The organism is Aeromonas sp. 25-AL00135 (assembly GCF_054052385.1).
This window is the reverse complement of sequence record NZ_JBSTYQ010000010.1, coordinates 80,730-101,072: the sequence shown is the minus strand read 5'-3', so window position 1 is coordinate 101,072 and position 20,343 is coordinate 80,730. Positions and strand designations below refer to the sequence as shown.

Here is a 20,343-nt window from a genome sequence, read left to right as displayed (position 1 = left end):
CCCTAATTGGCACTGAGCAAGGGTTGTTCTACCCCGGCAGTAAAGGTCATTTGGCTATTCACCTTGCCATAAGCACTGGATGTGGTGGCTTCAGCATAACGACAAGCTGGCGTTACATTCTGGCTACTGGCTTCAAATTTTCGTTTGCATACACTTTCTGTATTGACTGTCAAAGTAGTAGCAGGAGTGGTAGTGCCTATTGCCGCCGAAGTACCAATTGCCTGCGTTGCAATTTGTGTTGAGAGAGAAGTATCGCTCAATGCAGACTCCAGAGTACCTTCAACTTCGTGCTCCGCCCGTTGCAAACTGGCACTGGAACCCGCCATCTTCAGACTCATACCACTGGATTGCATGACGACCACCGCAATCAGAGTCAAGGGAACCAGAATAACCAGTGCAACGATCAATGCTACACCCTGGTTTTTTTTAACCAATCTCATGTTCCACCTCGGGTGGTTATTTGTTGATTGCGTAATGCAATACTGCTTTCCAAGAGCAGACGGCGATAACCATCACCACCACCATTAACCGTAATATTACCGAGTTGATAGCTATTGTTATTCTTATAGCGACTTGACTCCCGAGCAGCTCTAATCAGCAAGAAAAGCCGAGCCCCCAATACTCGCCCCTCATTCCAGCGCTGTGTTGTCATTTGGTCCGTTGACATATATCTGTCTATGCGTCCATCAGGGATCAAGGAATCGTCAACACCATACATCAGCACCATATGTTCAACGCCCTCAGCCATGGCTCCACCAATCAGAGCAGAGCCACCATTGACGGTCAAATAGCGCTTGCGTAAAACAGGAATACCATCTTCTTGTGACAGGTAATAAATGTAGTGCTGGTATTCCCAGATCTGGCTCTCATTATTGGCACCAAAGAGTGGTCTGGTTTCGCTTCCCTTGATGACTCTCGCCTCCTGACTATTGGTTGCCATATAAAAGCGGTTTGTATCCAATCCCTCTGATGCTGGTATAGGACGCCCTACCAGTCGCTTGATACTGATTACATCGGAGTTTGCCACTCGATCGTTGGCATCAATACAAGTAAAACCACTCAATCCTTTGCTTGCGGAAACCCGTGAAACCCAAAGCCCGCGAATTGGCCCAAGAGGTGATGGCAAACTACCGACAGAGCGCTCATCCAGACAATCACTGGCTGATAAAATGGTACTGCCAGTGCTGAGCGACAGTGAGGAGCCAACCTGAGTTGATTGGCCGGTATAGGCGCCAAAAAAACCAGCCCATTTGATATCTTGGCTAATCAGTCGAATAGCCAGCCGACCATTCTCCTGTAATTCACTTTGATCAAAGGCATCTTCAGAGCTGGAGCGAGACATCACAAAAACTGTGAATACCCCCGCCAACAAAAATAAACCGAGAAGCATAGCGACCAGCCACTCTACCAGCGTGAAACCGCGAGAATTCATAAAGTCGTCGTCAGAATAAACTGGCGCCTCGAAAGATTATTTGCTGTCGAGAGTTGACACTCATTGATCAGCGTTGCTGCAGCGGCAGCAGCCCCCCCATCAGATATCTCTTGTTTGCCAGCCCAGAATATACCGACAGCCAATACATTATTGGCCCGCCGCACCACGCAGCCTATCGGGGAATTCAAGGAAGATGCCGCCCCCGACACACTGGCCCCAAGCAGGGCTTGTTGCCAGTAGTGAAGGTCGGCGTTACGTAAATCTGCAGCACTGCACGCGCTGATTGTGCCATCTGCAGCGGCGCATGTCGGGCGTGGCAAGTTGGCGGCAAGATTGACGGTCACTGCACCGGATGCACTCCAGCTATCGCGATTTATCCGTACTCGTTCAACCATATCGTTAGCCAACCAGCTGGCAATAGTACGCTGACGAGCTTCATAACTGGCAAATTTGGAATGGGTTTGCAAAGCAACCAGACCAAGCAGCCCCAGCGACAGGATGACAGCGGTGATCATCACCTCCAGCAGGCTGAATCCCCTCTCATGTGATGAAACATGAATGGCCATGGCTATTCCCAACAGCTATTGCTAGCTGCACCAGAGGCACTTTTGACACCCAACTGATTAATGGAAAACACCGTGCAATCGGTATCTTTGGCTTGGGCTGTCGTCGAGCCAGCACTGGCTGACAAGGTGTAGGTGTTGCCTGATACGGCAATGGATAATTGATACAGACCATTCTCAGATGCACTACTGATACCAAGAGCAGCAGCAGAGGATGCATACTGATTGAAATCCATGAAATAGGTTTCTTGCCGATTGGCCGCATTGAGCAGCATGCTCTTGGCTTCGACACGATGACTGGTCAGCACATATTGCTGATAGGCGGGATAAGCGATGGTGCCAAGAATCGCCACGATGGCGATGACAATCATCAACTCAATAAGAGAAAAGCCACGAAAGTATCCAATCATATCCCATCCTTGGTGACAGACTGCTGCATAAGTTTAACGCCGAGCCTGTCTCATGAACAAACCCGGCGTCATTATCAACACACTTTATTCTTAAGCCTTCCTGGCTGCACTCAAATTATTCTAAGTTCGGGAGGAACCTCAAAGACTACGTTCTCTTCACGGCCAGGATGCTCGGCGACCACCTTGCCACCCAGCTCGCGCAGGCGGGCAATCACAGACTGCACCAGCACCTCGGGGGCGGATGCGCCAGCGGTGACGCCAATCGCCTTCACGCCTTCCAGCCAGCTCGCCTCAATCATCGACGCATCGTCGATAAGATAGGCTCTGGCGCCCACCTTCTCGGCCAGCTCGCGCAGACGGTTGGAGTTGGAGGAGTTGCGAGACCCCACCACCAACATGGCGTCCACCAGCCCTGCCATCTCCCGCACCGCATCCTGACGGTTCTGGGTGGCGTAGCAGATATCGTCCTTGCGCGGCCCCTGGATCTTGGGGAAGTACTTGCGCAACGCATCGATGACGTCAGAGGTCTCATCCACGCTCAGGGTGGTCTGGGTGACAAAGCAGAGGTCATCCGGATTCTTCACCTTGAGCTTGGCGACATCTTCCGGCGTCTCCACCAGATACATGCCGCCTTCGCGATTCTCGTACTGCCCCATGGTCCCGATCACCTCGGGGTGACCGGCGTGGCCGATGAGCACCGCCTCGGAGCCCTTGCGGCTGGCTCGATGCACCTCCATATGAACCTTGGTCACCAGCGGACAGGTGGCATCAAATACCTTGAGGGCGCGGGACTTGGCCATCTCGCGCACTGTCTTGGCCACACCGTGGGCAGAGAAGATGACGATGCTGTCATCCGGCACCTCGTCCAGCTCCTCGACGAAGACTGCGCCAGCCTCTTTCAGCTTGTTCACCACATAGCGGTTATGCACCACTTCGTGGCGGACATAGATGGGGGCACCGAACTTCTCCAGCGCGCTCTCGACAATGCTGATGGCACGATCGACACCGGCGCAAAAACCGCGAGGGTTAGCGAGCAGAATATCCATTAATGCACCTTCTCCTCATCATGAACGCCCAGGATCTCCACCTCGAAGGTGACGGTATGACCGGCCAGCGGGTGGTTGAAATCGACCGTGACCGACATCCCGGCTACCGCCCGGATGATGCCCGGCAGCTCGCTGCCATTGGGCTGATCGAACAGGATGATAGTGCCGACTTTTGGCTCCACATCGGCGCCAAACTTGGCGCGATCCAGATGGTAGATGTTGTCGGGGTTGGAGAGACCAAAGGCCTCTTCCGGCGCCAGAGTAAAACTCTTGCTCTCCCCTTCGCTCAGCCCCAGCAGACACTGCTCGAAGGTGGGGGTCAGGCTGCCATCGCCTATCCGCAGGCGGGCTGGTTTGCCGTGCAGCGCCGTGCTGTCGGCCACCGAGCCATCTTCCAGCTTGATGGAGAAGTGGAACAGCACGCTGCTGTTAGCGGTGATCTGCTGGCTCATGCCTGCTCCTTTTTCTCGCCACGGAAACCGTCCAGCACAATCATGGCGGCCCCGATAAAGATAAAGCTGTCGGCCAGATTGAATGCCGGCCAGTGCGCACGCTGCCAGTAGAAGTCGAGGAAATCGACCACATGGCCCAACACCAGTCGATCAAAGACGTTGCCGAGGGCGCCGCCGATGATAAGTGAATAGGCGATACCGCTCCAACGCTGGGTCACCGACTGCTTGCGCAGCCAGTGGATCAGCAATCCACAGATGGCAAAAGCCAGCACCGCGAAGAACCAGCGCTGCCAGCCCCCCTGATCAGCCAGGAAGCTGAATGCGGCGCCCTTGTTGTAGACGTGAACCAGGTTGAAGAAGGGGGTGATCTCCACCCCCGGGTAACCAAATGGCAGCAACTTGACCACGGCGAGCTTGCTCGCCTGGTCCAGAACAAAGGCCAGCACCGCCAGCCACAGCCAACGCAGGCCGCTTTTATGTTGAGTCATGTTCATCAGGCAAATTGACGCGTTTCGCCGTCACCCTCGACGTTGGTGACGCAGCGGCCACAGATCTCTTCGTGACCCGCGATGGTGCCCACATCTTCTACGTGGTGCCAGCAGCGGTCGCACTTGGCGGCGGCAGACTGGGCCACGCTCAGCCACAGGTCATCACGCTCGGTCGCCACAGAGCCTTCCGGCGCAGAGTCAGCCACGACCACCTTGGCCTTGGAGGTGAGCAGCACGAAGCGCAGCTCATCAGCCAGGGCGTTCAGGCGTGCAGCCAGCTCCGGCTTGGCGAACAGGGTCAGTTCGGCCTGTAGGGAACCGCCGATACGCTTCTCGCCACGGGCCACTTCCAGCGCCTTGTTCACTTCACCACGCACGGTGAGGATCTCGGCCCAGAAATCGTCGTTGAGAGATTCACCCGCTTCCAGACCGAACAGGCCGTCGTACCACACCTCGGTGAAGACGAACTCGCCGCGCTCGCCCGGCAGCAGAGCCCAGATCTCGTCGGCGGTGAAGCTCATGATCGGCGCCATCCAGCGCACCATGGCTTCTGCAATGTGATACAGGGCGGTCTGGCAGGAGCGACGGGCCAGGCTGTCAGCCTTGGCGGTGTACTGACGATCCTTGATCACATCCAGATAGAAGGAGCCCATCTCGATGGAGCAGAACTGCATCAGCTTCTGGGTTACACCGTGGAAGTTGTACTCGTCGAATGCCGCCATGATCTCGGCCTGTACCGCTTTGGCACGACCGACAGCCCAACGATCCACCACTACCATGTCGGCAGGTGCCACCATGTCGGTCGCCGGATTGAAGCCGTTCAGGTTGGCCAGCAGGAAGCGGGCAGTGTTGCGAATACGACGATAAGCATCGGCAGAGCGCTTGAGGATCTCGTCGGAGACAGTCATCTCGCCGGTGTAGTCAGTGCTCGCTACCCACAGACGCAGGATGTCGGCACCCAGCTTGTTCATCACGTCCTGCGGGCTCACCACGTTGCCGATGGACTTGGACATCTTGCGACCCTGACCATCCACGGTGAAGCCGTGAGTCAGCACTTGGTTGTAGGGAGCCTTGTCTTTCATGGCCACGCCGATCATCAGGGAGGACATGAACCAGCCGCGGTGCTGGTCAGAACCTTCCAGATACATGTCGGCCGGCTTGCCATTGAACTCGGGACGGGCATCAACCACGGAAGCGTGGGTAGAACCGGAGTCGAACCAGACGTCCAGAGTGTCAGGCACCTTGTCATACATGTCGGCATCGGCACCCAGCAGCTCGGCCTTGTCCAGATCCCACCATGCCTGAATGCCGGACTGCTCGACACGCTTGGCTACTTCATGCATCAGGCGCACAGATTCCGGGTGCAGTTCCTGGGTCTCTTTGTGGACGAACAGGGAGATAGGCACACCCCAGGTGCGCTGACGGGAGATACACCAGTCAGGACGGTTCTCGACCATCGCCTGAATGCGGTTTTTACCCCAGGCCGGTACCCAGCCGCTCTGGCCTTGCTGGGCAATACCGTCCTTCTCGATGCGCTCGATTTCCTCCAGTGCGCGCTTGCGCAGACCCTTCTGCTCCATGCTGATGAACCACTGCGGGGTGGCACGGAAGATGATCGGGGTCTTGTGACGCCAGCAGTGCGGATAGGAGTGGTTGAACACCTTGTGGTGCAGCAGGGCGCCGCGCTCGGTCAGCACTTCGATCACGGAGGCATTGGCCTTGAACACATGCTGGCCGGCAAACAGTTCGGTATCCGGCAGGTAAACACCGTTGCTGCCAACCGGGTTGGCCACTTCCAAACCGTACTTCTGGCCGACCACGAAGTCTTCCTGACCGTGGCCAGGGGCAGTGTGTACGGCACCGGTACCGGCATCCAGGGTGACGTGATCACCCAGTACCACAGGCACGTCGAAGCTGTAGAAGGGGTGGTTGAAGCGCAGCAGCTCGAGCGCGGCCCCCTTGGCATAGCCCAGATTGTGGAATTTCTCGATACCGGCGCGATCCATGACGTCCTTGACCAGCTCTGCGGCCAGGATCAGACGCTCGGGGTGCTCACCTTCAACCTGCACCAGTGCGTAATCCAGATCGGCGTGCATGGCGATGGCGCGGTTGGCTGGCAGGGTCCACGGAGTGGTGGTCCAGATCACCGCAGAGAGCGGGCCCTTGCCGGTGTGGCCTTCGGCGCAGTCAAACTTGGCGGCAACGGTCGCCTCATCAACAGCCTTGAAGCGCACATCGATGGAGGGGGAGTTCTTGTCGTAGTACTCAACCTCGGCTTCAGCCAGCGCGGAGCCGCAATCGGTACACCAGTGCACCGGCTTGGAGCCTTTGTGCAAGTGGCCGTTTTCAACGATCTTGGCCATGGAGCGGATGATGTTGGCTTCGGTGCCAAAATCCATGGTCAGGTAGGGGTGTTCCCAGTCACCCAGCACACCCAGACGGATGAAGTCGGTCTTCTGCGCTTCGATCTGGGTCTTGGCGTATTTGCGGCACTCGGCACGGAATTCGGCAGCGGAAACCTTCTCACCCGGCTTGCCGACCATGCCTTCCACTTTCAGTTCGATAGGCAAACCGTGGCAATCCCAACCCGGCACATAGGGGGAATCGAAACCGGAGAGGCCCTTGGACTTGATGATGATGTCTTTGAGGATCTTGTTGACCGAGTGACCGATGTGAATGTTGCCGTTCGCATAGGGGGGGCCATCGTGCAGAATGAAAGAAGGCTTGCCCGCTTTGGCGCGGCGAATAGCGCCGTAGAGATCCTGATCGTACCAACGTTTCAGCATGTTGGGTTCGCGCTTGGCCAGATCGCCACGCATCGGAAACTCGGTTTCCGGAAGATTCAGGGTGTGTTTATAGTCGCTCATCAGTCCTGGGTTCCCTTCTTTTCTAAAAGAGTGCTGGGTAAATTGAATTGTGGCAGCCCGAACCAGGCTCGGGCCGCCAGGGCATCTCGTTCGATCTGCTCTTTCAAGGCAGTGAAAGAGGTAAACTTCTGCTCTTCGCGCAGCTTGTGGCGAAGCAGCACCTTGACCTGCTGACCATATAGATCACCAGAAAAATCAAATAGATGTACTTCCAATCTGGCTTGTGTACCGCTCAAGGTCGGCCGTACACCCACATTGGCTACACCGGGGAAGGTCTTGCCGGAACATATCACTTCCACCGCAAACACGCCACCGACCGGGATCACCTGGCGCTTGAGGGCCAGATTGGCGGTGGGAAAACCTATGGTGCGCCCCAGCTTGTCGCCGTGGGCCACCCGGCCGCTGATGGTATAGGGACGGCCAAGCATCAGCTCCACCTCCGCCATCCTGCCCGCTTTCAAGGACTCGCGTACGAGTGTGCTGCTGACCCGCTGCCGTTCGAGCTGGAAGCTCTGGGTACTGATCACCTCAAAGCCGAAGCGATGACCCGCCTCCTCCAGCAGGTGGAAGTCCCCTTCCCGCCCCTTGCCGAAGCGAAAATCATCGCCAACCACCAGATAGCGCACCCCGAGCTTCTCCACCAGCAACTGCTCGATGAAGGTCGAGGCCGCCTGCTCGGCGAAGCGGTGGCTGAAGCGCACGCAGAGCATGCGATCGATATGCAGCCCCTGCAGCGCTTCGTACTTCTCCCGCAACCGGCTCAGCCGGGCGGGCGCAGCTGTGCCGGCAAACAGCTCCAGCGGCTGCGGCTCAAACAGCATGACGCAGGCGGGCAATCCCAGCTGGGCCGCTTTCTCCTTGAGACGTGCCAATACCGCATGGTGACCCTGATGAACCCCATCAAAGTTGCCAATGGTTAATACACATCCCCGGTGACGGGGCTTGAGATTGTGAATGCCGCGAATAAGCTCCATCAGTGCCTTGTGCGTTGCTGCCATGGAAATCGGCGGATTATATATCAGGCAGCAGGCAGGGTCAGCCCTCATAGCCTGATTTCAACTATCCGGGCCCAATCACGCCCCCTGCGGCACCATGAGGCACTATCCCCATGGCGCCGCAGGATCACGGCTACTGCTGCCCCGATTTAAGGTGACGCGGCCGAATGCCCAGCAGCAGCAACACCACGGCATAGACCGCAGCCCCCAGCGACAGCAGCATGGTCAGCTGCAAACTGGCCTTGCCCATGCTCCACGCCCCCCACTGGGTCAGATCCGGCGACAGATAGGCGAGCACGCCCCCCATCAGCACGCTGGCGACCAGCAACTTGAGGCAGAACACGCCGGTATGGCGGGAGGGACGATAGACGCTCTGCTGGTACAACCCCTTGAACAGCAAAGCCGCATTCAGAGTGCCCGAGCAGGCGGTCGAGAGCGCCAACCCCACGTAACCGAGCGGGTAGATGAAGATGAGGTTGCAGACCATGTTGGCAATCATCGACATCACCCCGATCCGCACCGGCGTCTTGGTGTCCTGACGGGCGTAGTAACCGGGCGCCAGCACCTTGATCAGCATCAGGGAGAGCAGACCGGTAGTGGAGGCCAGCAGGCTGGCGCTCGACATGGCCACTTCATGCAGGCCAAATTCGCCGCGCATGAACAGCACTCGCAAAATGGGCTCGCGCATCACCGCAATGCCTATCATGGCGGGCAGGCCGAGCAGCATCACCATCCGCACCCCCCAATCCATGGTGCGGGAGAAGTCCGCCGGATCGGCATCCACATGCTTCTTAGCCAACGCAGGCAGGATCACGGTGCTGATGGCTACCGCAAACAGCCCGAGGGGGAACTCCAGCAGACGATCCGAGTAGTAGAGATAGCTGATGGCACCAGTCGCCAGGAAGGAAGCCAGCATGGTGTTGACCAGCAGGTTGATCTGGCTAACCGAGACCCCGAACAGGGCCGGGATCATCAGTGTGCGGATCTTCACTACCCCAGGGTGATTCCATCCCCACTTGGGCCATACCAGCATGTTGATTTGGCGCAAAAAGGGGTACTGGAACAAAAACTGCACCAAACCGCCCAAAAAGACACCAATCGCCAGCGAGATCTCCGGTTTGTCCATCAGTGGCGCAATCCACCAGGCCGCCGCAATCATGGTGATGTTGAGAAACACCGGCGTAAACGACGAGACCGCAAAGCGGCCGAAGGTGTTGAGGATGGCCCCCGCCATGGCGGTAAAGGTGATGAACCAGAGGTAAGGGAAGGTGATTTTGAGCATCAGACTGGCGAGCTCGAACTTCTCGGCCGCAGGGCCGCCGTGCAGCCAGTCCCAGAACCAGCCCCAGCCAAACAACGCGGTCAGCACACCAGACCCCAGCACACCGAGCAGGGTGACCACAGTCACTATCCCCCCCAGCGTGCCCGCAACCGCCGCCAGCAATTCACGCACTTCCCCCTCGTCGCCATTTTTCTTGTACTCCGTCATCACGGGAACAAAGGCCTGGTTGAAGGCACCTTCGGCGAACAGGCGACGCAGAAAGTTGGGAATGCGATTGGCAAAAAAGAAGACGTCGGCGGCCACCCCGGCACCGAGCAGATTTGCGATGACCACATCGCGAACCAAGCCCATTACGCGGGATGCCAGCGTCATTCCGGACACTATCATGCCGGATTTGATCAATTTCTTACTCAAGACGAGGCCTCTGGAACTGTCAGAATGAAAAGAATGCTGCTAGAATCGGCCGACAGTTTAACCGTCTCCCTACTGACACACCACCGGGAGGCGGTGTTTATTTGCACAAATCATTTGACAATATGTGGTTGGAAGGGCATATTTCCGGGCCTTTTCAATACACTCGCTAAGACAGTTTTAGGAGTTTTACCTTGGCTAACATCAAATCTGCTAAGAAGCGCGCTCTTCAGTCAGAAAAACGCCGTCAGCACAACGCCAGCCGTCGTTCCATGACCCGTACCTACCTGAAGAAAGTCATTGCTGCTATCGCCTCTGGCGACAAAGCTGCTGCGACTGCCGCTTTCGCTGTTGCTCAGCCGATCATGGATCGTATGGCGACCAAAGGCCTGATCCACAAGAACAAAGCTGCTCGTCACAAGAGCCGCCTGTCTGCCCAGATCAAAGCTATGGCTTAATCAGCTTCTGCTGATCAAAGCTGAAAAAACCGGCCTTAGTGCCGGTTTTTTATTTATCTGCGCTGCAATAAAGTCGATGCAGCAAACTGATCATTTCACGCACCTCATGGCTGCGCAGCGAATAGTAGACCGTCTGAGCCTCTTTGCGCGTCGTCACCAGCTCATCCCGCCGCAGCAGCGCCAGATGCTGTGACAAGGCCGACTGACTCAATCCCAATCGCTCGTTGAGCTCCCCCACTGACAGTTCGCGCTCCAGCAACTGGCACAGAATAAACAGCCGCCGCTCGTTGGCCAGCGCCTTGAGCAAGGCCAATGCTTTACTCGCATTGGCTTCCATCTCTTCAAGTTGCATCACATCTCTCCTCTACCACTCATCGCCGATGATACGTGGTGACGGGTCGTTTTAAAACGACAGGGTGGCCGGCTGGATAGCGGAGAAATTCTCCTGGCCGGAAAAGAGAAAGGTAAAATCGCTCTCACAGACCCGCTTCACCGCCGGATGCTGGATCATCCGCTCGGCGAAGATGACGTAATACTCCTCCATCAGATCCTGGGTTTCCCCGATCAGCATCACCCCCTCCCCCTCGAGGATCTCCTCCCGATAGATGGTGGGAGCCATGAAGATGCCCTGATTGAAGAAGCCAAACGCCTTCATCAAGGCGGCATCATCAAACTCGCCAAGAATGCTGGGAGAAACCCCCTGCTGCTCGAACCACTGGGTCAGCTGACGCCCCATGGCAGTACGGCGACCGGGGATCAGCAGCTTGCGCTCTTCCAGACAGGCGGGAAAGGGCTTTTCGGGCAATGGCGCCTTGCAGAAGAAGCTGACGCCACAGCCGCCCAACCGCTTGGAGAGCAGCCCCGCATGCTGGCTGGAGTCCACCGGACAGTCGGAGAGGATCATATCGAGCTTGTGTTCGCTCAGCTGCTCCAGCAGCAGTTCGTGGGTCGATTCGAAACAGCGCAGATGGATGGAACCATCATTGGGGATGACGGAGAGCAGCACGCGGCTGGCAAGGCGCTTGGAGAGGGCATCGGCGATGCCGACGTCGAACAGGATCTGGCTCTCCTTGCGGTAGTTGACGATATCGAGCATCTCGTAGGAGAGGCTGAACATCTTGTCGGCATAACGAAATACCAGCTGGCCCAGCTCGGTTGCCTCAAGAGAGCGCCCCTTGCGTTTGAGTAGCTTGCCCCCGAGGCGCTGCTCCAGCAGCTTGATCTGGCCGGTGACGGTTTGCGGGGTCAAAAAAAGGGCTTCCGCAGCCTGGGTAACGGAGCCCTTCTTCTGCGTCATCCAGAAATAGTAGAGATGGTTGTAGTTAAGGTGTGACATCCGATGGGGTTCCCGCCTGGCGCGGGCTCCGGTAGCAGCTGAGTTCAACCGCCAGAATGTCATACATGTCGCTGACCGAGTCAACCTTGTTCGCGCCAAACTGCTCCATCAGAGTGGCCTTGAGGCGTGCCTTGTCCGGCATCCGGTCAGCGCAATAACGCTTGTTGGAGCGCTTGACCATCTCGCCAGCCCGGCTGCTTAGCGCCCGCTCGGAGAAGGTCTCGCCAAAGCGCGCCTTGGCCTGCTTGTCCCCCAGCAGCAGGGCACTGTCTACCACTCCGTTCAGATAGGCAGAGCAGTTCGCCGAAGTGGCGTCCTGCTTGCAATCCTCCAGCCCGCCGGCCCATGCCGCGGGGCTCAACAACAGCATCAACAACCCTGTATGCAGCTTCATAGTCCCTCCGTACTCTGTTCCCCTTCACCCTTGGGAAGGGCCATGCGCAAGGCAAGATAGCCGACTACCGCCGCCATGGTGGAGCCCACCAGGATCCCGAGGCGAGAGTAGCTGCCGTAATCCAGCCCACCGTGCTCAAAGGCGAGCGACGCGATAAACATCGACATGGTGAACCCGATGCCACAGAGGATGCTGACCGCAAAAATCTGCTTGAAGTTGACCCCGGGCGGCAACTGGGCGATGCCCAGCTTGACCGACAGCCAGCTGATGGTGAACACCCCGAGCGGCTTACCGATAAACAGTCCCAGCATGATCCCCATCGGTACCGGACTCAGCAGGGAGGAGAAACCAATCCCCTCCAGCGATACCCCTGCGTTGGCAAAGGCAAACAGCGGCAGGATCAGATAGGCACTCCAGGGGTGCAGTTGATGCTCCAGATACTTGAGCGGCGAGGCGTAACGCTTGCCGTTAAGCGGAACCATAAAGCCCACCACTACACCCGCCAGGGTCGCATGGACACCAGACTTGAGCACCGCAACCCAGAGCACCAGACCAACCAGCATGTAGAGGCTGATCCTGTCCTCACCACGGCGATTCATCCAAAGCAGAGTGAGGGTTGCCAGAATACCGATGGCCAGCGCCTCCAGCGACAGCTGCTGGGTATAGAAAAGTGCGATGATGATGATGACGCCGAGGTCATCCATGATGGCCAGCGCCAACAGAAATACCTTGAGGCTCACCGGCACCCGCTTGCCGAGCAGCGCCATCACCCCGAGGGCAAAGGCGATGTCGGTCGCAGCCGGGATCGCCCAGCCAGCGCGCGCCACTTCATCCGAATAGTTGAAAAAGGCGTAGATCAAGGCCGGAGCCAGCATGCCGCCCACCGCCGCAATAGCCGGGAAGGTCGCCTGAACCCGGGTCGAGAGCGCCCCTTCCAGCATTTCACGCTTCACTTCCAGACCAACCAGCAGGAAGAAGATCGCCATAAAGCCATCGTTGATCCAGAGCAGCAGCGGCTTGTTGATGTCGAGAGCCGCGATGCGTACCTGCACCGGCGTGTCGAGAAACGCCTGATACCCGCCAGCCAGCGCGGTATTGGCTAAAATCATTGCCAGCATGGCAGCCATGATCAGAATAATTCCGGAGGCGGCCTCCAGCTTCAGGAACTTTTTGATTACGTCACTCATGGTTAATTTTTCCACAAAATTACTTGAATTTAAGTCTATAGCCTGCAACAACCAATGGAAAATCGTTTCTTGCAGCCAAAAACCTCGGAAAAATCGAAAGCAAAATAGAACTGGCCTACCTAGAACAGATTTTGCCTGCGTCATATTCACAACTAAGTTAGCCAATAATGAGATTTTTAAATGTTTTTATATATAAAAAAAGGCGCCTCATGGCGCCTTTCTGTCAGATGGCGACGGGCGCCTTGATGCCGGGGTGGGGGTCATAACCCTCGATCTCGAAATCCTCGAACTTGTAGTCGAAGATGGAGTCAGGTTTGCGCTTGATCACCAGGGTCGGCAGCGGGCGCGGCTCGCGGGATAGCTGCAGGGCTGTCTGCTCCATGTGGTTGGAGTAAAGATGCACATCACCGCCAGTCCAGACGAAGTCACCCACTTCCAGATTGCACTGCTGGGCCATCATGTGGGTCAGCAGGGCGTAGCTGGCGATGTTGAACGGCAGGCCGAGGAATACATCACAACTGCGCTGGTAGAGCTGGCAGGAGAGCTTGCCGTCCGCCACATAAAACTGGAAGAAGGCGTGGCAGGGAGCCAGCGCCATCTTGCCCAGTTCACCCACGTTCCAGGCGGATACGATGATGCGGCGCGAATCAGGGTTGTGCTTGATGTCATCCACCGCCTTCTGGATCTGGTCGATGACAGACCCGTCAGCGGCAGGCCAGGAGCGCCACTGAGCACCGTAAACCGGCCCCAGATCGCCATTCTCGTCGGCCCACTCATCCCAGATGCTGACGCCATTTTCCTTCAGATAGGCGGTATTGGTATCGCCATTGAGGAACCAGAGCAGCTCGTGAATGATGGAGCGCAGGTGGCACTTCTTGGTGGTCACCAGCGGGAAACCTTCCGCCAGATTGAAGCGCATCTGATGGCCGAACAGGGAGACAGTACCGGTGCCGGTACGGTCTGACTTGACGGTGCCCTCATCGAGGATTTTCTGCATCAGGTCGAGATAAGCTCGCATTATTTCGCCTCCTTCACGGCATTACCGAACAACTGCGGACGCTTGTAGGCGGCCCAGATCATCAGGGCACCGGCGATAATCATCGGGGTGGAGAGGATCTGGCCCATGCTGATCTCCTGGAAGTAGAGACCAAGCTGGCTGTCCGGCTGGCGCACAAACTCCACCAGGAAGCGGAACAGGCCGTAGAACAGCAGGAACATGCCGGAGATGGCGCCGCGCGGCGGATTCTTGCGCCAGAACAGGTTGAGGATGATGAACAGCACCACCCCTTCCAGTGCGAACTGGTAGAGCTGGGAGGGGTGACGCGGCTCGGGGCCGGCCTCCGGGAAGATGATGGCCCAGGGCACATCGGTGACCCGACCCCACAGCTCGCCGTTGAGGAAGTTGCCGATCCGGCCAACACCGAGACCGAACGGAATGAGTGGTGCCACAAAGTCGGCCACGGTGAAGAAGTGGCGCTTGGTTTTGTGGGCAAACCAGATCATCGCGGTGATCACCCCGATCAGCCCACCGTGGAACGACATGCCGCCGGTCCAGATCTTGAACAGGTAGGTGGGATCCGCGAGGAAGAGATCGAAGTTGTAGAACAGCACGTAACCGACACGGCCACCGAGGATCACCCCGAGGAAACCGTAAAACAGCAGGTCCGACACCTCGTTGCGGGTCCAGCCGCTGTTCGGTGCATCGGCGCGACGGCCAGCCAGCCACATGGCAAACGCAAAACCGAACAGGTACATGAGACCATACCAGCGTACCGATAGTGGTCCCAAACTGAATGCTACGGGATCAATCTGCGAGAAAACCCAATATCCATCGTGCTGCATATGCGGCCCCAGTCAAAATAAAAGCCGCATTTTCCGATCATTCGTCAGCAGGGACAAGGCATGATTATCAATCACTCTGTTTCGATTTATGACCGGCTCGCAGCAAACCGCCCAAACCATGCTCCTCCAGATAGCGGGCAAACAGGCCGCGCAGTACGTGGGGGTTGTCATGTTTGAGGCCATCGGCCATCAGTTCGGTCAACTCGCTCAGAGTGGATTGACGCAGCACGTACTTGATCCGGGCGATGTTGTGGGTATTCATACTGAAGCGGCGATAACCCATGGCCAGCAGCAGCAATACACCGACCGGATCACCGGCCAGCTCGCCACACACCGACACCGGCTTCTGGTAGCGATGGGAGGCATCAACCAGCTGTTGCAGGGCGCGGATCACCGCAGGATGGAAGGCATCATAGATGTTGGCAACCCGGGAATTGTTGCGATCTACCGCCAGCAGGTACTGGGTCAGGTCGTTACTGCCCACCGACCAGAAATCGATGAGCGGCGCCATCTCCGGCAAGATAAAGAGGGCAGAGGGCACCTCGATCATCACCCCGAGGCTGGGGTAGCGGATCACCGCATCGCGGCTCGCCGCCTCTTCCGACACCTCCCGCCACGCCTGATCCAGCAGACGACGGGAGGCTTTGATTTCGCTGACGCTGCTGATCATCGGCAGCATGATGGCCAGATTGTCCAGCCCTTCACTGGCCCGCAGCATCGCCTTGAGCTGCACCAGAAACAGTTCGGGGTGATCCAGGGTGATCCGGATCCCCCGCCAGCCAAGGAAGGGATTTTCCTCGACGATGGGGAAATAGGGTAACGGCTTGTCGCCGCCCACATCCAGCGTCCGCATGCAGACCGGCCGGTTGCGGTAGGTCTCCAGAATGCCGCGATAGCGGGCAGTCTGCTCCCATTCGGAGGGAAAGCTCTCCTGCAGCATGAACGGGATCTCGGTACGATAGAGCCCAACCCCGTCCGCCAGCTGATTGAGGGAGATCTCGGTATCGGCACTGAGACCGGCGTTGAGCAGCAGGGAGACCTTGGTGCCATCGGCGGTTTCAGATGGCAGGTTATCGACGCTGCGCACCAGGGTATCGAGGGCCCGCTCTTCGCTCAGCAGCTGACGATACTCGGTCAGGATCACCTGATTGGGCTCGATGAAGAGATCGCCACTGTAGCCATCGACGACCAGCATGCGACCACCGATGTCACCAAGGGGCAGATCGACCCCCATGATGGCGGCGACCCCCATGGCGCGGGCCAGAATGGCTGCGTGGGAGTTGGTCCCCCCCTTGAGCGAGACCACCCCGGTCAGATACTCGCGGGGCACTTCCGCCAGAATGGTGGCAGTCACCTCGTCGGCAACCAGCACCACCGGCTCGCCGATGGAGATATGTTCCGGTTCATTCTGCACCAGTCGGCTGATCAGCCGCTGGGCAATATCCTTCACGTCGGTGGACCGCTCCTGCAGGTAGGGATCCTTCATCCCCTTGAATTGCTCGATCAAGCGATCGCTGATCAGCTTGACCGCAGATACCGCAGTCCAGTGCTCCTTGCTCACCTTGTTGCGAATGGGCTTGATGTAGCCGGGATCGTTCAGCAGATGGAGGTAGATATCGAAGATCGCCACCGAATCCTGGCTGTAGCTCTCGCGAAAACGCAGCGCCAGACTCTCCAAGTCGTGCCGCACCTCCTCAACCGCCAGCTCCAGCCGCGCCAGCTGGCTGGCATGGTCTTCATCCTTGCGCGGGGTAATGGACGAGAGCGCCTTGCGGGGCCGCCACACCCAGGCCTTGGCCATGGCAATGCCGCTGGCACCGGCAATACCGCGCAGCGGCTTGCTCCAGTCGGTCTTCTGCAACCACCCCTTGGCCTGCGCCTGGGCAATCCGCGCCGCCAGCTGGGCCGCCAGGGTGACCATGAAGGACTCTTCCCCCTCATCGAAGCGGCGGCTCTCCTTCTGCTGCACCACCAGAATGCCGACCACCTGACGCTGATGCATGATGGGAGCGCCGAGGAAGGAGCGGAACGCCTCTTCGGCCACATCGGGCAGGAATTTGAAACTGGGGTGCGCGGGGGCATCAGCCAGGTTGATCAACTCTTCCCGCTGACCCACCAGACCGACGATGCCCTGCTCGTAGGGCAGGGTCACCTTGCCGACCGCGGACGGGGCCAAGCCGTCGGTAGCCGCCAGGCGATAGCGGCGCACCTCGGGTTCCGAGACATAGACGGAGCAGCAGTCCACTGCCATGGCGTGCCGGGTCTGGCTCACCAATGCCTGCAAGGCCTGCTCGAGGGTATTGGCCTCGGCCATGCTCTCGACGATACGTCTCAGTTCCGTTAACAACTAATCTGTGCTCCTTAACGGGCGCGGTTGCGCCGCCCATCCTTCTTGTTGACCTGCACTGCCGGCACTGGCATCGCCAGCGGGGCAAACTCTTTCATGACCCGGCGGTAAACCTCCCGCTTGAACGAGACGACCTGCCGCACCGGGTACCAGAAGCTGACCCAACGCCAGTCGTCAAATTCGGGATGGCCATGACAGCCGAACTGGATCCGCGACTCCTTGCCCGAATTCAGCTGTAACAGGAACCATTTTTGTTTTTGGCCAATACAGACCGGTGAACTGTCCCAGCGGACAAGACGTTTGGGTAAACGGTACTTTAGCCAGTTACGACTGGTGGCCATGATGGTCACATCTTCGGGCTTGAGGCCAATCTCCTCATACAGCTCTCGATACATGGCCTGCTCTGGCGTTTCACCATCATCAACCCCCCCCTGCGGAAACTGCCAGGAGTGCTGCCCATAGCGTTTAGCCCACAACACTTGTCCTTCACGGTTACAGATCACGATACCGACATTGGGACGAAATCCGTCGCCATCAATCACGTGATCACCTTATAAAGGCTGAATCTATAAGGAGATTGTTCCACATTCACTCCGTGGCAGCAAACAAGGAGTGAATCCCCTGTTTCATGAATAACTTTCAATTTCAAACATACTTATAAACAAATCCAAGGATCCGCGCCCCCAAGTTGCCCACCCAGGCTGTGCATAAAGCTGTTAGCAAACGGGTATATACAGTACTTTTTAACTGTACGCGAAAAGTGCCTCTCCGTATCACCACCCGACATTAAATATAAAAAATCATTATTTTTTATTAACTTGAGATAAAATAACTGGATCTAGATCCATGTTACCCCAAGAGCCTGATCCATGATCCGGATTGTGAACAAGTTCAACTGCTCAAAGATCCACCGCGGCGAAATTATCCACAGGAGTGGCACAATATCTACCCCGTTTACCCTGTAAAAATGGGGTGGCATTCACAATTTTTTGTAACATATCAGCGACCCCAACCACTTTCATCCACTTATCCAATATTTCTGTGGATAACTGTGTGTAACATCATGCACAAACCCTTGGACAACTATTTAGAGGTCAAACCAGACCAGGATCACTACTCGATAAAATAGACAAAATCCTTTAAAATCATAATGATGAGATGATAGCCCCCAAACTCTCTGCATTTGATCTTATCCACCCAGGATCGGTTATAAAAACAGCGATCCTTCTCGGGATCCTCCCCTGTTAGAATATGGCGAGCAAGATGGAGCCAACTATGCCAAGCAATCCCCAATCCGAGCAGGAGTTATTGAGCCGCGCCTATGCCATGGCCGGATTCACCCTGGCGCAGCTGGCCGCCGAGGCTGGTGTCGCGGTGCCCAAAGACCTGCGCCGTGACAAGGGGTGGGTCGGTCAGTTGATCGAGCTGCAACTGGGAGCCAGCGCAGGGAGCAAGCCGGAGCAGGACTTCCCGGAGCTGGGGATCGAACTCAAGACGATCCCCGTGGATCCTCAAGGCAAACCGCTGGAGACCACCTTCGTCTGCGTCGCCCCGCTGATCGGTGTCAGCGGCCAGCGCTGGGAGGAGTCCAACGTGCGCAACAAGCTATCCCGGGTGCTCTGGATCCCGGTGGAAGGCAATCGGGAGATCCCGGTTGGCGAGCGGCGGGTCGGCATGCCGCTGATGTGGAGCCCGAATGAAGAGGAAGATCGGCTACTGCGTCAGGACTGGGAGGAGCTGATGGACATGATAGTGCTGGGAGAAGTGGAGCAGATCAGCGCGCGCCACGGCCAGGTGATGCAACTGCGGCCCAAGGCGGCCAACAACAAGGCGCTGACTCGCGCCATCGGCCGCGATGGTCAACCCATCATGACCCTGCCCCGCGGCTTCTATCTCAAGATCGACTTCACCCACAGTCTACTGCAACGCTATTTTGCCTTGCCGACTTGATCTGCCTTATCAACATCTTTGTCATATGGTGGTATAAAAATAGACAGGAGCTATTTTTAACTCACAGACAAGGAGGCGTCATGCCACTTACCAAGCAGTTTCTCAAGTCCAAACCCGAGGTCAAGGTGACCTTCGCCGTAGAGAAGGAGGCCGCAGCAGGGGCAGAACAGGTGATGCTGATCGGCGAGTTCACCCAGTGGCAACCGGTCGAGCTGAAACGCATGAAGAGCGGCGAGTTCAAAGCCACCCTCAATCTGCCGACCGACGGCCCGGGGTACTTCGAATACTGCTACCAGCTCATCACACCGGCAGGGGAAACCCTCTACGAGAATGACTGGGCAGCGGATGACTATGTGCCAGGCCCCTTCGGGCGAGACAACTCGGTAGTTCGGGTCATCCAGTAACGGCACCCAGATAGCCAATAGACGGATACAAAAAAGGCTCGCCATTGGCGAGCCTTTTCACTACCTGTCGAGCTATTGCCGACATACCGACACCAATTCGAATCGAATTAGTTGAGCTTCTCTTTGATACGAGCAGCTTTGCCGGACAGGTTGCGCAGGTAGTACAGTTTGGCGCGGCGAACATCACCACGACGCTTCAGTTCTACACTGTGGATCAGCGGAGAGTGAGTCTGGAATACACGCTCAACACCTTCGCCGTTGGAGATCTTGCGAACGGTGAAAGCAGAGTGCAGACCGCGGTTACGCTTGGCAATAACGATGCCTTCGAAAGCCTGCAGACGCTCTTTACCACCTTCTTTAACACGAACTTGAACACGTACAGTGTCGCCCTGGGCAAAAGCCGGGATGTCGGTACGCAGTTGCTCTTGTTCAAGCTGCTGAATAATCTTGCTCATTGTCTTTCCTTACCTAGGATAAAC

22 protein-coding genes are annotated in these 20,343 nt (G+C 57.1%); 3 read left to right on the top strand and 19 right to left on the bottom strand.

Annotated elements, in window-relative coordinates:
* Window positions 1-2 precede the first annotated feature (2 nt).
* From tppD to murJ, 10 genes are all read right to left on the bottom strand, one after another.
* Complete coding sequence (tppD, locus tag ACW5XC_RS11300; protein WP_074042661.1) at window positions 3-440, bottom strand: type IVa pilus pseudopilin TppD; 438 nt, start codon at window positions 438-440, stop codon at window positions 3-5.
* A complete protein-coding gene (locus ACW5XC_RS11295) occupies window positions 437-1,432 on the bottom strand; it encodes a PilW family protein (RefSeq protein ID WP_074042660.1) in 996 nt (331 codons plus the stop codon). Before ACW5XC_RS11295 ends, tppD begins: the two co-directional genes overlap by 4 nt.
* Window positions 1,429-1,998 (bottom strand): type IV pilus modification protein PilV, encoded by a 570-nt coding sequence (gene pilV, locus ACW5XC_RS11290; RefSeq protein ID WP_042053346.1) that lies wholly within the window; start codon window positions 1,996-1,998, stop codon window positions 1,429-1,431. The genes ACW5XC_RS11295 and pilV overlap by 4 nt, the downstream gene beginning before the upstream one ends.
* 2 nt (window positions 1,999-2,000) lie before the next feature.
* The gene (locus ACW5XC_RS11285; protein WP_021230967.1) at window positions 2,001-2,405 is read right to left on the bottom strand and encodes a type IV pilin protein; all 405 of its coding nucleotides are present in this window, start codon (window positions 2,403-2,405) and stop codon (window positions 2,001-2,003) included.
* 110 nt (window positions 2,406-2,515) lie between these two features.
* Window positions 2,516-3,451 carry a 4-hydroxy-3-methylbut-2-enyl diphosphate reductase gene (ispH, locus tag ACW5XC_RS11280; protein ID WP_042053345.1) on the bottom strand — a complete coding sequence of 312 codons (936 nt, stop codon included), beginning with the start codon at window positions 3,449-3,451 and terminating at the stop codon, window positions 2,516-2,518.
* The gene (fkpB, locus tag ACW5XC_RS11275) at window positions 3,451-3,903 is read right to left on the bottom strand and encodes an FKBP-type peptidyl-prolyl cis-trans isomerase (RefSeq protein ID WP_042053344.1); all 453 of its coding nucleotides are present in this window, start codon (window positions 3,901-3,903) and stop codon (window positions 3,451-3,453) included. The genes ispH and fkpB overlap by 1 nt, the downstream gene beginning before the upstream one ends.
* A complete protein-coding gene (gene lspA, locus ACW5XC_RS11270; RefSeq protein ID WP_005340447.1) occupies window positions 3,900-4,397 on the bottom strand; it encodes a signal peptidase II in 498 nt (165 codons plus the stop codon). The genes fkpB and lspA overlap by 4 nt, the downstream gene beginning before the upstream one ends.
* The gene (ileS, locus tag ACW5XC_RS11265; protein WP_042053343.1) at window positions 4,397-7,258 is read right to left on the bottom strand and encodes an isoleucine--tRNA ligase; all 2,862 of its coding nucleotides are present in this window, start codon (window positions 7,256-7,258) and stop codon (window positions 4,397-4,399) included. The genes lspA and ileS overlap by 1 nt, the downstream gene beginning before the upstream one ends.
* Window positions 7,258-8,232, bottom strand: a complete 975-nt coding sequence (gene ribF / locus ACW5XC_RS11260; protein WP_042053342.1) for a bifunctional riboflavin kinase/FAD synthetase — start codon at window positions 8,230-8,232, stop codon at window positions 7,258-7,260. Before ribF ends, ileS begins: the two co-directional genes overlap by 1 nt.
* 154 nt (window positions 8,233-8,386) lie before the next feature.
* Window positions 8,387-9,949, bottom strand: a complete 1,563-nt coding sequence (gene murJ / locus ACW5XC_RS11255; RefSeq protein WP_042053341.1) for a murein biosynthesis integral membrane protein MurJ — start codon at window positions 9,947-9,949, stop codon at window positions 8,387-8,389.
* A gap of 191 nt (window positions 9,950-10,140) precedes the next feature.
* On the opposite strand from murJ, the gene rpsT reads away from it, so the two are divergent.
* Window positions 10,141-10,404 carry a 30S ribosomal protein S20 gene (rpsT, locus tag ACW5XC_RS11250; RefSeq protein ID WP_005308808.1) on the top strand — a complete coding sequence of 88 codons (264 nt, stop codon included), beginning with the start codon at window positions 10,141-10,143 and terminating at the stop codon, window positions 10,402-10,404.
* Between the two features lie 49 nt (window positions 10,405-10,453).
* On the opposite strand, the gene ACW5XC_RS11245 is transcribed toward rpsT, so the two are convergent.
* From ACW5XC_RS11245 to rppH, 8 genes are all read right to left on the bottom strand, one after another.
* Window positions 10,454-10,756 carry an ArsR/SmtB family transcription factor gene (locus ACW5XC_RS11245; protein WP_042053340.1) on the bottom strand — a complete coding sequence of 101 codons (303 nt, stop codon included), beginning with the start codon at window positions 10,754-10,756 and terminating at the stop codon, window positions 10,454-10,456.
* A 51-nt stretch (window positions 10,757-10,807) separates the two neighbouring features.
* Window positions 10,808-11,740, bottom strand: coding sequence for a transcriptional activator NhaR (nhaR, locus tag ACW5XC_RS11240; RefSeq protein WP_005340434.1), 933 nt, complete (start codon window positions 11,738-11,740; stop codon window positions 10,808-10,810).
* On the bottom strand, window positions 11,727-12,134 hold the full coding sequence (locus ACW5XC_RS11235; protein ID WP_042053339.1) for a Rossmann-fold NAD(P)-binding domain-containing protein: 408 nt from the start codon (window positions 12,132-12,134) through the stop codon (window positions 11,727-11,729). The genes nhaR and ACW5XC_RS11235 overlap by 14 nt, the downstream gene beginning before the upstream one ends.
* The gene (gene nhaA, locus ACW5XC_RS11230; protein WP_042053338.1) at window positions 12,131-13,321 is read right to left on the bottom strand and encodes a Na+/H+ antiporter NhaA; all 1,191 of its coding nucleotides are present in this window, start codon (window positions 13,319-13,321) and stop codon (window positions 12,131-12,133) included. Before nhaA ends, ACW5XC_RS11235 begins: the two co-directional genes overlap by 4 nt.
* 223 nt (window positions 13,322-13,544) lie before the next feature.
* The gene (thyA, locus tag ACW5XC_RS11225; protein ID WP_042053337.1) at window positions 13,545-14,339 is read right to left on the bottom strand and encodes a thymidylate synthase; all 795 of its coding nucleotides are present in this window, start codon (window positions 14,337-14,339) and stop codon (window positions 13,545-13,547) included.
* The gene (lgt, locus tag ACW5XC_RS11220) at window positions 14,339-15,163 is read right to left on the bottom strand and encodes a prolipoprotein diacylglyceryl transferase (RefSeq protein ID WP_031227775.1); all 825 of its coding nucleotides are present in this window, start codon (window positions 15,161-15,163) and stop codon (window positions 14,339-14,341) included. The genes thyA and lgt overlap by 1 nt, the downstream gene beginning before the upstream one ends.
* Window positions 15,164-15,230: 67 nt before the next feature.
* Window positions 15,231-17,510, bottom strand: coding sequence for a phosphoenolpyruvate--protein phosphotransferase (gene ptsP, locus ACW5XC_RS11215; RefSeq protein WP_005340422.1), 2,280 nt, complete (start codon window positions 17,508-17,510; stop codon window positions 15,231-15,233).
* A 14-nt stretch (window positions 17,511-17,524) separates the two neighbouring features.
* Window positions 17,525-18,052, bottom strand: coding sequence for an RNA pyrophosphohydrolase (gene rppH, locus ACW5XC_RS11210; RefSeq protein WP_005340421.1), 528 nt, complete (start codon window positions 18,050-18,052; stop codon window positions 17,525-17,527).
* A gap of 733 nt (window positions 18,053-18,785) precedes the next feature.
* Between rppH and mutH the strand changes: the two genes are divergently transcribed.
* Window positions 18,786-19,460, top strand: a complete 675-nt coding sequence (mutH, locus tag ACW5XC_RS11205; protein ID WP_042053335.1) for a DNA mismatch repair endonuclease MutH — start codon at window positions 18,786-18,788, stop codon at window positions 19,458-19,460.
* An 80-nt stretch (window positions 19,461-19,540) separates the two neighbouring features.
* Entirely contained in the window at window positions 19,541-19,864 is a 324-nt protein-coding gene (locus tag ACW5XC_RS11200) for an isoamylase early set domain-containing protein (RefSeq protein ID WP_042053334.1), read from the top strand.
* A 107-nt stretch (window positions 19,865-19,971) separates the two neighbouring features.
* On the opposite strand, the gene rplS is transcribed toward ACW5XC_RS11200, so the two are convergent.
* A complete protein-coding gene (rplS, locus tag ACW5XC_RS11195) occupies window positions 19,972-20,319 on the bottom strand; it encodes a 50S ribosomal protein L19 (RefSeq protein WP_005313505.1) in 348 nt (115 codons plus the stop codon).
* Window positions 20,320-20,343: the final 24 nt, after the last annotated feature.